Below are 13,225 nucleotides of genomic sequence, written 5' to 3' on the forward strand. Positions count from 1 at the left end.
TCAGGTTGTTGAGCGAACGTCAGGAGGTGAGCAGGCGGCTGGCGGTGATCGCCATGGCGTAAAGCGTAATGGCGATGATGCTGATACAGGTTCCATAGGAAATGGTGCGGGCAGAACGGCCACTGCCCAGATAATGGGTCTCAAGCACGATAATATTCGCCGCCGGTGGCAGCAGGCAGAACAGATACAGGGTGGCGGAATTATGGGTGATCAGCTGATAGTGACAGGCATAGGCAATGATCAACAGGACGGAACAAAAAATAAAGAACGCCAGCGTCCTGAAAGCAAAAACCCGCAATTCAGGACGAAAATCACTCAGGTTTAATTTAGTTTTTGCCAGCCACATCCCAAGGATAGCCATGCCAAGGAAACTCATTAAAAATTTGGCAACATCGTACAGAGCGCCAAACCCGTGTGATATTTGCTGACTGAAGGGAATTAATGCCGCACCGATAACCAGCGAAATGACCGGCGGCGTCTGTACTATTTTTTTCAGGTTTAGTGACTGCCCGGCAAGCATCGCGGCGCCCACCGAGTTGCCGACGATGGAGCTTCCCACGTAGGCCGCAATAACAATGACGGCAGCATCATTGCCAAACAGGGCATTGGCGACAGGCAACCCCAGCCAGCCAATATTCAGATAAGAAAAGCAAAGATTGGTGACAGGGTCACGCAGGACAAGCCTTCCCACAGCCAACATCACCAGCATACTCAATGCCGTGGCGATGATAATGCTGCCCATGCTGCTAAACCGGGTGGAAATATTAAATACAATCACGATGGGGATAACGATTTTTGTTAATAGCCACGAGGCTGATTTTTTTGCATCCCAGGCAGTGCGTCCTGCCAGCCAGCCCGAAAAAAGATAGATAAGCGGTAATAATATCGTCATGCCGGTTCCTTTAAAAAATGTCCCTGTCTGAGTCGCTGGTTATTCAATATTAAAAACGGCTGTGGCGACAGTTCGCGTGCATTGCGGCCAGGCGAGCATCAGGTTACTGCTGATAAATTGATCTACCGCGCCAAACGTTGGCAGCTGTTGCAGCGCATCCTCTTTTATCTGCGCAAGTATCGCGCTTTCTATTTCCAGCGAGTTGATGAATTTGAAAGGTCTGCCATGAATAGCCGATATTTCCGGCTTAATGGCGCCTGGTATCTCTTTTGCCAGCTGGAGGTCAGCCAGAAATTCACAGGCTCTAACTAAACACATTTCCCGTGCTTGCCAGTCAGCCGCCCGCAGTACAGCGTTGAGCAGCGGCGTCAGCGCCTGGGCGCAATCCAGCCGTGAAAACGCCATGCCAAACCATTTGGCATAGGGGGAATACTTCCTCTCAATTAGCATGGCCAGTCGCATGAGATTTTCGACCATCCGTGATGCGATCAGCTGAGAACCGAGTTCATCGCCGGTAATACCCGCACGGCCGATATAGGCGCGTTCTTCGGCAATTTTTCCCCATTGCGCGGCAATTTTATATAACCACACATCCTGAGGAAAATATTCCAGCCGCGACCTGAGCGCCGTGAGTTCGCCACTATCATCGCGGAATACCTCTCCGGCGGTGACGGTGAGAAATAGTTGTTCAGGATAAGTTAACCACTCTTTTGTGGTGAGTTTTGCTGAAAAGTCATTTTGTAAAAAACGCTGGCACCAGGCAGACAGGGTGTAAAGTTCCACGCCATGTTCGGCACCCAACATCTCTGGTTGCTCAGCTTCCCTGCCGGGTGGGCGGGTATTGGCTGAAAACCGTACGCGATGGCCATAAAAATCGTTGGGTAATCGCGCATCAATCCGTTGCATGATGGTACGCGCTACAGCGGGAAAAGCGGAGGCGTCCAGAAATAGCTGAACACAGGGGCCGAAGTCGTGGTCGGCTGACATTTCCGTATCATAACCAAGCACTTCCGATCCCCGGCCAATTCGCGCTGCGGCATAAGGCAGATCGGGAAAGGTTGCAGAAAGAAAAGGCGAGACATATTCCTGGTAAAACAACCGCGATAACGATAATCCTTTGCAAAATGCCATTGGCCGATATTTCCGCGTTCAGAGAATCAGAACACTATAGCGTTGAGAAAATAATACGTCAGGCATCTGCCGGTTTTTTGGCGTATTAATAAATTTTAAAAGGCTTCTTTCAGGCGTTGAAAGGCTCCCTCAAATTCCACCCGATTTGCATACATCCCAGACTGACATCATCAGGGTGATGGCACTGTTCATCTCCGTCAGAGTGACACCGTCACGCGCCTGAGTAGATAAACCCAGCAGGAAAGCATCAAACGCCGCCGTCAGGGCTTTGCTGTCGGTCTTCTCGCTTAGCTCGCCAGTGTCAATGCCGCGCTGAATATTGCTGGCGATGCCCGCGCGTGTCCGGTCGCGCGCACGCGCCAGCGGCTCAGCGATGGCGGCATGTTCTGCCGAGGGTGCACTCATCACCCCTAAGCCAACCATACAGCCTTTCGGATGGCCGGATTCACACTGCATCATGGCGGAATGGCGCAATGTGGTTTCGATGGCATAACGCGCAGGCAGGCTGGTATCCCACAGAAACTCCGTGACCTGCCCATAGGTTGACAGGTAACGCCGGACACATTCGCGAAATAGCGCTTCTTTGGAACCAAAGGCGGCATAAAAGCTGGGGGCGGAAATGCCGTTGCTGATGCCCGCTTTTAACTGGCTGAGCGAGGTTGATTCATAACCATGCTGCCAGAAAAGATACATTGCATCCTCGATCGCTTTGTCCCGATCAAAGGTTCTCGGTCGTCCCATGGTCGCCATGCGTTGCTCCGCTTATTTCTCAGAATCCGGCTTAATATACTAAACGATATATAAGTCGTTGACAAAAGTTTGCCTGCTAACTAGTGTATCGATCAGTACATATACCGTAACGCACTGCTCCCCTCTGTCAGTTTTTGCCAGGGATAATTTTTTACCCATCAATATATACCAATCGGTATGTATATAAGGTTTCCAGGATTGATGACTAAGCAACTTGCTCTTAACGATCAGCAAAAAGCAGAGATCACGCACCCGCCACTCCCCGTCGCAGCCCTGCTGGCGCTGGCGATGACCGGTTTTATCTGCATTATCACCGAGACGCTGCCTGCCGGGCTGTTACCACAAATGGCGGCAGGGCTGGCGATCTCCAATGCGTTGGCGGGGCAGCTGGTGACTGCCTATGCGCTGGGGTCACTGCTGGCGGCGATTCCTCTGACGATAGCCACGCAGGGATGGCGGCGCAGGAACGTGCTGTTATTAACCATTGTGGGTTTTCTCATCTTCAACTCAGTCACAGCCTTCTCGACACACTACGGGTTAACCCTCGCGGCGCGCTTCCTGGCCGGTGTCGCCGCAGGATTAGCCTGGAGCCTGCTCGCGGGCTATGCGCGGCGCATGGTCGCGGTTCATCAGCAGGGGAAAGCGATGGCGATAGCCATGATCGGCACCCCGATCGCCTTATCACTGGGCGTTCCGCTGGGAACCTGGCTGGGCGCGGCCATCGGCTGGCGCAGCGCATTTGCCGTGGTCTCGTTACTGGCGCTGGTGCTGATCGCATGGGTGCTGGCTAAAGTACCTGATTACCCCGGACAGGCCAGCCATCAGCGGTTGCCCCTGCATCGCGTGTTCACCACCCCCGGCGTACGCCCGGTGCTCGGTGTGGTTATCAGCTGGATGCTGGCGCACAACATTCTCTATACCTACATCGCGCCTTTCGTTTCCGCAGCCGGGCTGGGCGCCCAGGTGGATAGGGTGTTGCTGGTCTTTGGCCTCGCTGCGCTGCTGGCGATCTGGGTCATTGGTCGTCTGATTGATCATCACCTGCGTCTCAGCGTGCTGATGAGCCTGGCAGCCTTTGCCGCTGTCTCCTTACTGTTCGTCTGGCTGGCACAGGTCCCGGCGGTGATTTATGCGGGTGTGGCCCTCTGGGGATTATCGTTTGGCGGCGCCGCGACTTTGTTGCAGACAGCGCTGGCAGATACCGCAGGCGAGGGGGCGGATATTGCGCTGTCGATGAATGTTGTGGCCTGGAATGGTGCGATTGCGGCCGCAGGCGTTACCGGAGGAATTCTGCTGGATAACGGCGGCACCCAGACCTTTCCACCGGTGCTGTTTCTTCTGCTGATGGCCGCGCTTTTTATCAGCTGGCGCGCCAGCAAACAGGGTTTTAAACCGGGTGCACGTCATTAACGCTTTGTGAGGATTTTTTATGAATATTGGCATTATTGGCCTGGGTGCAATGGGCCGAGAAATTGCGCGCAATCTGGCTTTAGCCGGGCATACCGTCCAGGCATGGAGCCGGTCAGGCGTGCAGGTCGAGGGGGTTTGCAGGGTGGAAACCGCCGCGCAGGCGTTACAAGCCGATGTGGCATTGACCATGCTGGCTGACGATGCTGCGATTCAGCAGGTATTGCTTGATACGGGGCTGCTGAAGCAGGCCCGGCCGGGTTTGGTCCATATCATTAGTTCAACGATCTCCGTCGCTTTTGCGCAAACGTTAGTGGAAGCGCACCGCGCTGCTGACATCGCGCTGGTGGCGGCGCCAGTGCTGGGACGTCCCGATGTGGCTGCCCAGGGCGCACTGAATATCCTCGCGGCAGGCGCGCCAGAGGCAATGGCAAAAGCGAGGCCGGTGCTGGAGGCCATCAGCAAACGTATCTGGGATATGGGGGCGTTTCCCCCTACTGCTTATGCGTCCAAGATTGCCTGCAATATGATGATCACCATGGCGATTGAGGCGATGGCCGAGGCGGTGGTACTGACCGAGGCCAACGGACTGGAACGTGAAAAATTCTTTGATTTAATTCTTAATACCTTATTTGGCAGCCGGACCTATCAGGTCTATTCGCGCAATCTGATCCATGAAGTGTATGAACCTGGATTCAGGGCAACGCTGGGCTTAAAAGATTTGCGGCTGGCAACCGAGGCTGCTTCTGCGTTGCACGCCAGCCTGCCGGTGCTGAAGGCCGTTCATCAGCAAATGAGCGAAGCGGTTGCTGCGGGAGGCGGGGATAAGGATTGGTCCATTATGGCGGATTATACGCTGCGGACCGTCGGTTAACATTTGCAGGGAAGCTGCACTGACGGTCATGGTCAGTGCACCTTCATCAGAAATGATTCACCGTTCAGTGCCTGATTTTTTCCATGTCGCTCTCAGACAGGCCTGTCATTCTCATCACTGACATCCAGTCCTGACCGTTGTCGAGCAGAGTCCGGGCGATCTCGAGTCTGGTCTCAAGCGCACCAAGCTGTTTACCTTGCTGAAGGCCTTTCTCGATACCTTTCTGCTCAAGTTGCTGTGCGATAGTCATAAGTTCGTCCTCATGCTGGGGTACGCGTCGCGCCAGTTCGCGAATAAAGGTTTCTGCATCGGGCGTTTCGCCTACCTGTAGCATGTAGTTTACCAGCCCGCGCATTTGCTGTCCGGTCATAAATTCGTTCAGCATCAGCAACGCCAGCTGTTCAACCAGTTCTGCCAGGTTGCGATGGCGGATATGCTTCTGCAACAGGGTCAGGGCGGCCATACTGCGATGCTGCATGATTTCATCGTCGGGTATCACCGTGATGTCAACCAGCGGAAAATCATCACTGTATAGCCCTGCGGCCAATTCTGGTTCGCTAAACAGCTCCAGCCAGTTAACCGGGTAGGGGTAAGGGCTGCGTTTTCCCTGATAAAACAACACCGGTATCACTAACGGCAGCTTTTTATGTCCGGCATCCAGATGCTGCTGCATCGCGGCAATCGCATAGCGCATCAGTCGAAACGCCATATGTTTGTCCGGTGAACTTTGATGCTCGATCAGCACATGAATATAGCCGTCGCCGCGTCCGGTTCTGAGCGAGTAAAGCACATCGCTGTAATAGGGGCGCAGATCATCTTCGACAAAGCTGCCCGATTCCAGCTTCAGCGTTGACAGATCGCAGATATCCAGCAGCGCCGGTGGCAGGTGCAGCATCATAAAATCCCGCGCGGTATGCGGGTGTGAGAGGAAGGTCTTAAACACCGTATCATGCGGTGTAGGCGTGCTTTTTTTCATCATCCTGATGTCCCGCTGTCATTATTCCATCGCGAAAATTCTACCACTGCGGCAGGGCCGAAGTGGGTGAAGGCGCTAACAATTTGGGGAAAGAAGGGTGCTTGACACCCTGTCTGGCAACGTCCTAGACTGCGGCTTGTTCCAAGGGGTGCCCTGCTAGGGGGCTGAGATTCTACCTGCCTGAATGGTGTCCGGGCAACGTAGTGACCCTCCGAACCTGATCCGGCTAATACCGGCGTAGGGATGCGGGACATGGGGTGACCACACGCCCTTTTTTCCATCTTTGTGCTTTTCAGCGGACAGATCGCGCTCTTAAGGCGTTGCCTGAGAGTATTTGCAATCGCAAAGATGGACACGGACATGACCGAAGCGGCAATTATCGCAGCATTGCTGGAATTCCTTCAGCGCGCAGAGACCACAGACGACGATTTCAACCGGCTGGCACTGGCTATCTTCGCGTATCAATTCGAACACAATCCCTTCTATCGCCGTTTTGCGATCCAGCGCGGACGCACGCCGCTGACGGTAAAAACCTGGCGAAAAATTCCCGCCGTTCCCCTCTCTGCCTTTAAAGATCTGACCCTGAGCTGCCGCCCGGTGGAAGAGATCCCGCATGTGTTTATGACCAGCGGCACAACCGGAACCCGCAGGGGATGCAGCTACCATCCCACGCTGGCCGTCTACGATCGGTCGATGATCCTGAATTTCCGTCAGCGCTTTATGGCGGGGCGAGAGCGGATCCGCATGGGCATCCTGTTCCCTGATAAGGCGGCCATGCCGAACTCATCGCTGGCACATTATCTCGCGCTGGCGATGCAGGAATTTGGCCTGCCCGGCAGCGAGGTGATGATTGGCGCTGACGGCCTCGATATAGCGCGGGTGTTCGCCGCGCTTGAACGGGCGGAGGCCAGCGGAGAACCCTATGCGCTGCTGGGCGCGAGCTACAGCTTTGTCCATTTGCTTGATGAAATGCAGCGTCAGGGACGTCGTTTCACCCTGCCGCAGGGCAGCCGCCTGCTGGATACCGGGGGATTTAAAGGCCAGTCGCGCGAGATCGGGGCAAAGGAATTTTACCCCGCGCTGACAGAGGCGTTTGGCGTCCCGCCTACGGACTGCATCAACATGTACGGGATGACCGAACTCAGCACGCAGTTTTATGACTCGGGCAACGCCGTTTACCCGCCGGTTAAATCCGGGCCTCACTGGATCCGCACCAGGGTGGTCAATCCGCTTACCGGCGATGACGTGCCCGATGGCACCCTCGGAGTGCTGGTCCATCACGATCTGGCCCATTTCAACCCGGTTGCCGCGATGCTGACGGAAGATGCCGGCGTCGCAGTTCCCGGCGGCTTCCAGCTGCTGGGTCGGGTTGCCGGTGCCGATGCGAAAGGCTGCTCGCTGGCGATGGATGAATTTCTCAGCGCTGCGCAGGCGAAACGGTGAAAGAGGTCGCCGGCTATCTGCCGGGCCTCGCCGCCAGCGAGGTGCAGTGGCGCGAACTGAACTTTAGCCACCGGGGGGAGAGCCTCGTCGTCGCTGTACCGGAATTAAATGCTGATCAGATCGCCGGGCTGGCCGCGCGTATCCGTACCAATGCCCGCGCTTATCTGCGCACGCTGAGCGTAGCGCGTATCATCGCCATCATTGACGAGGCGGTGGCGCGACTGCTCGATCGCCGCCATCCGCTGCGTATCCGGGCTGAGCGGCTGTTGCCGATCGTCACCGGCTACGATGCCGAGATGGTCCGGCTCGGCCTGACCGGCTACCTCAAAACCTTCCGCCAGCCCCAGCTGAAGCGCTTTTTGTCAGAAGATTTCGCCGATCCGCAGATCCTTGATGATTTCCAGCCACGGCCCAGCGGTGGTTTCGCCAGGGCTTTCGGCCCGGAGCTGCTGCTGCATATCTGGGCCGGCAATGTGCCGGGTCTGCCGCTCTGGAGCCTGATTTGCGGCCTGCTAGTCAAAGCCGGGACCCTGGGCAAACTGCCGGGGAGCGAGCCGCTGATGGCGGGCTGGTTCGCTCAGCTGCTGGCAGAGATCGATCCGCAACTCGGTGAATGCCTCGCCGTGGTGTGGTGGAAGGGCGGCGATGCCGAGGCAGAGAACAACTGGTTCAGCCAGGCCGATGTGGTGCTCGCCTATGGCGGGAATCGTACGCTGGCCGCCATTCAACAGCGTCTGCCGGTGACCACACGTTTTCTGCCCCACGGCCACAAAATCAGCTTCGGCATGGTGTCACGGATGGCGCTGGATAGCCGCAAGGGCGCGGCGCTGGCCCGCCGGGTGGCATTTGACGTGATGCGTTACGACCAGGCCGGTTGCTATTCACCCCAGATGGTGTTTGTGGAACGTGGCGGCAAGGTCTCACCCGACGAATTCGCCGCCTATCTTGCCCATGAACTTAGCGCCCTGGCGCATCGCCATCCCCGTCGTCCGCTGTCGATGGCGGAGATGAATAGCCTCGCCGCCTGGCGCAATGGCGAAGAGATGCGCGCGCTGGCCGGTGACGCTACGCTGTTTGGCGACCCGGCTGACGGCTGGGCGGTGGTGTGCGTCGCGGAGCCGGAAGCGTTGTCTCCCGCAGCGCTGGGACGCACCCTGAAAATTGTCCCGGTCGACACCCTGGACGACGCCGTTGCGCTGGTTGCGCCGCAGCGTGATTTTCTCCAGACGGCGGGCGTGGCCGCAGCGCCGGAAGAACTGTTTCGCCTCTCCGTCCTGCTGGGCCAGGCTGGCGTCACGCGCATTGCCGCGTTGGGTGAAATGACGTCGCCTGAAGCGGGCTGGCATCATGATGGCCGTTTCAGCCTGCTCGATCTCGTCACCATAACCGGAATTGAACAGGCGGCGGAAGCGGCTGCCGAGGGGTTTGCCCCCTATGCAGACTGACTATCCCCCCCAGGAGGTGTTTTAATGAAGTTCAGAGAACGTACCATTCTCGTCACCGGTGCGAGTCGGGGCATTGGCGCAGCGATTGCCCGCGCCTTTGCCGCAGAAGGGGCCTTTGTCGTCGTGAATTATCGGCAAAGCGCCACCGCAGCGGCAGCGGTGGTGGATGACTGCCGGGCGCTGGGCGGCGAGGCACTGGCGCTGGCTGCCGATGTGACCTCGGAAGAACAGGTTGCGCAGATGATGGCGCGCATTGTCGACGCGACGGGCCGCCTCGATGCGGTGATCAACAACGCATTTTCCCCCTACGTCTTCGATACCGATAACCGCCTGCGTTTCTGGGAAACGCCCTGGGCAGGCTACCAGAGCCAGTTCGAGGGTTCCGTCAGGGCCGCATATCATGTATGCCAGGCGGCGTTGCCGTTGATGCGCGCACGCGCACGCGGGAGCATCGTCAATCTGAGCAGCGATCTGGTTGCCCGTCCTTCGGTTCCCTACCATGATTACGTAACGGCGAAAGCTGCCCTGATGGGTTTCAGCCGCACGCTGGCCACCGAGCTGGGGCCGCTCGGCATTCGTGTCAACTGCGTGGCGCCAGGGCTGGTCTATCCTACCGATGCGAGCCGATTAACCCGGGAAGATGTCCGCGCTGCGCTGACGGAACAGACGCCGCTGCGACGCATTGCCCGCGCGGAAGATATCACCGGGCCGGTTCTGTTTCTCGCCTCGGACTGGAGCGAGTTTGTTACCGGACAAACCCTGTATGTGGATGGCGGGCTGGTGATGAACTGAAGGCGCAACGGCACGGCAGGTTTAGTGGCTGGTTTGTCATCCGCTTAAAGCAGGCTACAGTAATCGCGGACAGCGGATTTTCCGGAGACTGTGATGCTCAAACCGAAAAGCAGTAGCAAGCTTGACGAAGATATTTGTGTACACATTTTTGCAGCATCAGCAGGCATGGTCGGCGTCTGTGTCACGGTCATCGGTATTTTTCAGGTCATTACCGCCTTAAGACGTGAAGATACGCTGGGCGATGATCTGCTGGCCATCAACGCGATTTTGTATCTGGCGACCACCATTATTTCCTACTGGGCGCTGCGCACCCGCAACAGGCACCGCAACCAGACGCTGGTAAAAATTGCCGATATCCTTTTTCTCGTCGCACTGACCTTCACCACCATCGTGGCCGGGGTGATCACCTGGGCAATGACCTTTACGTAAAATCAGCGTCACCAGCGGCGACTTTGCCGCAGTGATCCCCGCCATTCAGTCGGGCAAATTTGCGCTGTCGGCGGGTCTGGATGCGACACCCGAACGCCAGCAGGTGGTGGATATCGCCTCAACGGTACGTGCCGGTTATCAGCTTATCGTGCTGAAAAACCCGAGCTTAAGTGACAATGTCACGATTGCCGGATTGTGTGGCAAGACCATCGCGCTGCTGGCCAGCCATCCGGCCACGAAAACCTTCGAGCAGCAGTCGCAGCAATGTGAAGCGCAGGGGAAAGCGCCGATTAAAGTGAGTCAGTTCCCGGATCGTGGCGCCACCTGGCTGGCGCTGCGTTCAGGACGCGCCGACGCGACCCTGGGTTATACCGGGGAGAATGGCTGGCTGCTGAAAAATCAGAGCGACCTGAAACGTGTCGGCCCGATCTTTGATACCGTCTATGCCGGGATCCCGATCAGCAAACAATCCGGCGAGGCAAAATACTGGGTGGAAGCCATTAATTCGCTGATGAAAGACGGCTCCTACCAAAAAATCCTGGCGAAATATGGGGTTGAAGATGTGGCGATCGATCGCTCAGAACTTAATCCAGCGAAGGGATAAGCATGATGCAACCTTTAACCTGTTGATTTGCCATTAGGATTGAGTGGGCTATGCTGTCTGCCCTATGCCCGCGTTTTTATTCAATCTTCGGTGGTTACATGCGTAAATTTTTATTCCTGGTCGTAACTCTGGGCCTGCTGATGTCCGTAACATCACAGGCGCAGGCAAAAGGATGCCTTAAAGGCGCAGCCGTGGGCGGAATGGTGGGGCATCTTAAACATCATGCCGTTATCGGCGCAGCGGTAGGATGTGTTGTTGGCCATCATATGGCGAACAAGAAGCAGAAAAGCGCTGACGAGAAGCAGTAACAGGTTTCAGTGAAGCATTGATCATCGCGTGGAGCAGGGTTGATGATCCTGTCCACGCGATTTTTTTATCTGGACACTTCCGCAGAGAAAACCAGCCGCAGGGCGCTTAACCCAGCCAGCCGATAAGCGCGGCAGCGCACAGGCAGTAGCCGCCAAACAGATGCCAGCGGTCGTGCTCCAGCCAGCGTGACAGCCAGCGCAGCGCTAATAAGCCTGCGACAAAACTCAGCAGCATCCCGACAACGCTGGGGATCAGCACGCCACTGCTTACGGCTGCCGCCCCTGTCGGACCAGCCGTGAAGGCGCGCAGTCCCTCTTTAACAATCACCGCTGGCGTTAATACCACCGCCAGCGCAAAACTGAATTCCTCGGCCCGCTTACGCGCCACGCCCAGCGATAAACCGGTAGAAATGGTTGCGCCTGAGCGTGAGAAACCGCGGAACGGCAGACACAATCCCTGCACCATACCAATGCCCGCCGCGCTAAGTGGAGTGAGTTCCCCCTGATCTTTTTCTTTTAAGCGCGACGAGATAATAATAAGAATACCGGCGGCAGCCAGACCCACGGCAATTATTTTGCTATTGCTAAATAAAGATTCTATTTCGAAATCATCGGCGCCCGCGGCGTAAAAATGTTTGATCAGTTTCAACAACGTCAGGCCAATGACGCCCGTGACGCAGGTGGCAAGAATAATTAAAAACACGTTTTTCCTGAATGCCGTGGTCGAGCTGAAATAGGTTTCGCGCCAGTTTTTCCAGAAATAGACAATCACCGCAAACATCGTGCCGGTATGGAGCATCACGAGTAACAGCGTCATCGCCGGTGCGCTGGGGTCCAGTCCCAGCAGCTTCTCGGCCATAATCACATGTGCCGAACTCGACACTGGTAACAGCTCGGCCAGCCCCTGAATGACGGCTAATATGGATACATCAAAATAGTTCATCCGTTCGCCCTTAAAAGTAAGGATATTTTCGCATAAGCACCTTGCCACAAGGTTCTATTTTCCGGTGATGAGTTTTATCCGATTCGGAATGCGGTTTAAGAAGCATTTAAAAAAAAGATCGGCGCGCCGTTGAATGTGACGCTTTTATTAATTGCAGCCACACTTTGGCGTTTTTTTTTGTAATGGTGTGCAACTGGACGCGAGGATGCGGGCTTAAATCATCTGAGTTGACTGTCTTTACTGCCGCGCCGGTTATAACCGCTATGGCTTAATTCCTGTTTATCTTTTTGGCTCTGGCACTGCACACAATAACGCACGCCGGGCAGGGCAAGACGACGCGCCTCCGGGATAGGTTCGCCACATTCATCACAGTACTCCGCACTTGCGCCGTGGTTTAAATGACTTCTGGCGCGCGCGATCGCATCATCCACCGTGGCATCAATCTGCTTTTGCACTGCGCCATCTTCAGACCAGCCGCCTGCCATATCTCTTCCTCCGAACGGTATCTGATAAATTTTAGCGCCAACCGGTGCAGACGTCCCTGCCATTTTTGTGGTCGCTGACTGCATTGCACGTTTTGGAGCAGAAACTGACGGGTTCGGGCGCGTGGGGCGGGCGTAAAACCCCCTATGATGCGGAAACACCCGTTAAACATGGATGCCCCAATGAAATACCCGCAAATGATCGCCATCAGCCTGTTATCAGTGAGTGTCGCCGGAATGGCGGCCACAGCACCGAAATTCAGCCTCACCAGCCCGCAGATAGACCACGGACACATCAGAAATGAACAGTTGCAGAGCGCAGCTTATGGCTTTGGCTGTAAAGGGAATAATCTCTCGCCCGCGCTGACATGGCAGGGCGCGCCTGCTGGTACGAAAAGTTTCGCCGTGAAGATTTTTGATCGCGATGCGCCAACCGGGCAGGGCTGGGTTCACTGGATGGTGGTCAATATTCCTGGCGGATCTGACTCCCTCGCCACAGGGATTACCAATGATAATAAGGGCTTGCCCGCCCCTGCGATCCAGACCCGAACCGACTTCGGCGTCCCCGGATATGGCGGGCCTTGCCCGCCAGTGGGCCAGACGCATCGTTATGTCATCACGCTGACGGCCCTTAACGTCGCTACGCTGCCGCATATCACTGCCGACGCCACCCCGGCTATGGTGGGCTTTATGACCAAAGCGAATGCGCTCGGCACCGCCCGCCTTGATTTCACTCAGGGTCGTTAAGC

Annotated in this window: 15 protein-coding genes and 1 riboswitch; of the genes, 9 read left to right on the plus strand and 6 right to left on the minus strand. The window is 56.2% G+C overall.

All coding sequences use genetic code 11. The features are described from left to right. Positions 1–19: 19 nt before the first annotated feature. The 3 genes from AC6I8V_RS24415 to AC6I8V_RS24425 all read right to left on the minus strand — a co-directional run bounded on the left by AC6I8V_RS24415 (position 20) and on the right by AC6I8V_RS24425 (position 2,773). The gene (locus tag AC6I8V_RS24415; protein ID WP_497846981.1) at positions 20–892 is read right to left on the minus strand and encodes an AEC family transporter; all 873 of its coding nucleotides are present in this window, start codon (positions 890–892) and stop codon (positions 20–22) included. A gap of 39 nt (positions 893–931) precedes the next feature. Then, positions 932–2,023, minus strand: coding sequence for a DUF4037 domain-containing protein (locus AC6I8V_RS24420; protein WP_497846982.1), 1,092 nt, complete (start codon positions 2,021–2,023; stop codon positions 932–934). 129 nt (positions 2,024–2,152) lie between these two features. Then, a complete protein-coding gene (locus tag AC6I8V_RS24425; protein WP_497846983.1) occupies positions 2,153–2,773 on the minus strand; it encodes a TetR/AcrR family transcriptional regulator in 621 nt (206 codons plus the stop codon). A 201-nt stretch (positions 2,774–2,974) separates the two neighbouring features. On the opposite strand from AC6I8V_RS24425, the gene AC6I8V_RS24430 reads away from it, so the two are divergent. After that, positions 2,975–4,183, plus strand: coding sequence for an MFS transporter (locus AC6I8V_RS24430; RefSeq protein ID WP_497846984.1), 1,209 nt, complete (start codon positions 2,975–2,977; stop codon positions 4,181–4,183). A gap of 19 nt (positions 4,184–4,202) precedes the next feature. Continuing rightward, the gene (locus AC6I8V_RS24435) at positions 4,203–5,054 is read left to right on the plus strand and encodes an NAD(P)-dependent oxidoreductase (RefSeq protein WP_497846985.1); all 852 of its coding nucleotides are present in this window, start codon (positions 4,203–4,205) and stop codon (positions 5,052–5,054) included. A gap of 64 nt (positions 5,055–5,118) precedes the next feature. Here the strand turns inward: AC6I8V_RS24435 and AC6I8V_RS24440 are convergent, their stop codons facing one another. Further along, the gene (locus tag AC6I8V_RS24440) at positions 5,119–6,033 is read right to left on the minus strand and encodes an Rpn family recombination-promoting nuclease/putative transposase (protein WP_497846986.1); all 915 of its coding nucleotides are present in this window, start codon (positions 6,031–6,033) and stop codon (positions 5,119–5,121) included. Between the two features lie 131 nt (positions 6,034–6,164). Continuing rightward, positions 6,165–6,291: riboswitch (TPP riboswitch) on the plus strand. 99 nt (positions 6,292–6,390) lie between these two features. On the opposite strand from AC6I8V_RS24440, the gene AC6I8V_RS24445 reads away from it, so the two are divergent. The 6 genes from AC6I8V_RS24445 (at position 6,391) to AC6I8V_RS24470 (ending at position 11,051) form a co-directional block, all read left to right on the plus strand. Next, positions 6,391–7,473, plus strand: coding sequence for a LuxE/PaaK family acyltransferase (locus AC6I8V_RS24445; RefSeq protein ID WP_497846987.1), 1,083 nt, complete (start codon positions 6,391–6,393; stop codon positions 7,471–7,473). Beyond that, positions 7,470–8,918 (plus strand): acyl-CoA reductase, encoded by a 1,449-nt coding sequence (locus AC6I8V_RS24450; protein WP_497846988.1) that lies wholly within the window; start codon positions 7,470–7,472, stop codon positions 8,916–8,918. Before AC6I8V_RS24445 ends, AC6I8V_RS24450 begins: the two co-directional genes overlap by 4 nt. A gap of 24 nt (positions 8,919–8,942) precedes the next feature. Continuing rightward, complete coding sequence (locus AC6I8V_RS24455; RefSeq protein ID WP_497846989.1) at positions 8,943–9,710, plus strand: SDR family oxidoreductase; 768 nt, start codon at positions 8,943–8,945, stop codon at positions 9,708–9,710. A gap of 93 nt (positions 9,711–9,803) precedes the next feature. Next, a complete protein-coding gene (locus tag AC6I8V_RS24460) occupies positions 9,804–10,139 on the plus strand; it encodes a hypothetical protein (protein WP_497846990.1) in 336 nt (111 codons plus the stop codon). A gap of 1 nt (position 10,140) precedes the next feature. Further along, positions 10,141–10,743, plus strand: a complete 603-nt coding sequence (locus tag AC6I8V_RS24465) for a transporter substrate-binding domain-containing protein (protein WP_497847030.1) — start codon at positions 10,141–10,143, stop codon at positions 10,741–10,743. A gap of 98 nt (positions 10,744–10,841) precedes the next feature. After that, positions 10,842–11,051 carry a hypothetical protein gene (locus AC6I8V_RS24470; RefSeq protein ID WP_497846991.1) on the plus strand — a complete coding sequence of 70 codons (210 nt, stop codon included), beginning with the start codon at positions 10,842–10,844 and terminating at the stop codon, positions 11,049–11,051. 106 nt (positions 11,052–11,157) lie between these two features. Here the strand turns inward: AC6I8V_RS24470 and AC6I8V_RS24475 are convergent, their stop codons facing one another. After that, complete coding sequence (locus AC6I8V_RS24475) at positions 11,158–11,994, minus strand: undecaprenyl-diphosphate phosphatase (RefSeq protein ID WP_497846992.1); 837 nt, start codon at positions 11,992–11,994, stop codon at positions 11,158–11,160. A 218-nt stretch (positions 11,995–12,212) separates the two neighbouring features. Then, positions 12,213–12,479, minus strand: a complete 267-nt coding sequence (locus tag AC6I8V_RS24480) for a DksA/TraR family C4-type zinc finger protein (RefSeq protein WP_497846993.1) — start codon at positions 12,477–12,479, stop codon at positions 12,213–12,215. Between the two features lie 180 nt (positions 12,480–12,659). Between AC6I8V_RS24480 and AC6I8V_RS24485 the strand changes: the two genes are divergently transcribed. Beyond that, positions 12,660–13,223: a YbhB/YbcL family Raf kinase inhibitor-like protein gene (locus AC6I8V_RS24485; protein ID WP_497846994.1), complete on the plus strand. Its 564-nt coding sequence runs from the start codon at positions 12,660–12,662 to the stop codon at positions 13,221–13,223. Positions 13,224–13,225: the final 2 nt, after the last annotated feature.

This window comes from Pantoea sp. X-Soil-TKNS-1207, assembly GCF_059730485.1.

Bases quoted from the DNA above. Each gene is read 5' to 3' on its own strand.
- AC6I8V_RS24415 (WP_497846981.1), bottom strand. From the start codon at position 892: ATGACGATATTATTACCGCTTATCTATCTTTTTTCGGGCTGGCTGGCA.
- AC6I8V_RS24420 (WP_497846982.1), bottom strand. From the start codon at position 2,023: ATGGCATTTTGCAAAGGATTATCGTTATCGCGGTTGTTTTACCAGGAA.
- AC6I8V_RS24425 (WP_497846983.1), bottom strand. From the start codon at position 2,773: ATGGCGACCATGGGACGACCGAGAACCTTTGATCGGGACAAAGCGATC.
- AC6I8V_RS24430 (WP_497846984.1), top strand. From the start codon at position 2,975: ATGACTAAGCAACTTGCTCTTAACGATCAGCAAAAAGCAGAGATCACG.
- AC6I8V_RS24435 (WP_497846985.1), top strand. From the start codon at position 4,203: ATGAATATTGGCATTATTGGCCTGGGTGCAATGGGCCGAGAAATTGCG.
- AC6I8V_RS24440 (WP_497846986.1), bottom strand. From the start codon at position 6,033: ATGATGAAAAAAAGCACGCCTACACCGCATGATACGGTGTTTAAGACC.
- AC6I8V_RS24445 (WP_497846987.1), top strand. From the start codon at position 6,391: ATGACCGAAGCGGCAATTATCGCAGCATTGCTGGAATTCCTTCAGCGC.
- AC6I8V_RS24455 (WP_497846989.1), top strand. From the start codon at position 8,943: ATGAAGTTCAGAGAACGTACCATTCTCGTCACCGGTGCGAGTCGGGGC.
- AC6I8V_RS24460 (WP_497846990.1), top strand. From the start codon at position 9,804: ATGCTCAAACCGAAAAGCAGTAGCAAGCTTGACGAAGATATTTGTGTA.
- AC6I8V_RS24470 (WP_497846991.1), top strand. From the start codon at position 10,842: ATGCGTAAATTTTTATTCCTGGTCGTAACTCTGGGCCTGCTGATGTCC.
- AC6I8V_RS24475 (WP_497846992.1), bottom strand. From the start codon at position 11,994: ATGAACTATTTTGATGTATCCATATTAGCCGTCATTCAGGGGCTGGCC.
- AC6I8V_RS24480 (WP_497846993.1), bottom strand. From the start codon at position 12,479: ATGGCAGGCGGCTGGTCTGAAGATGGCGCAGTGCAAAAGCAGATTGAT.
- AC6I8V_RS24485 (WP_497846994.1), top strand. From the start codon at position 12,660: ATGAAATACCCGCAAATGATCGCCATCAGCCTGTTATCAGTGAGTGTC.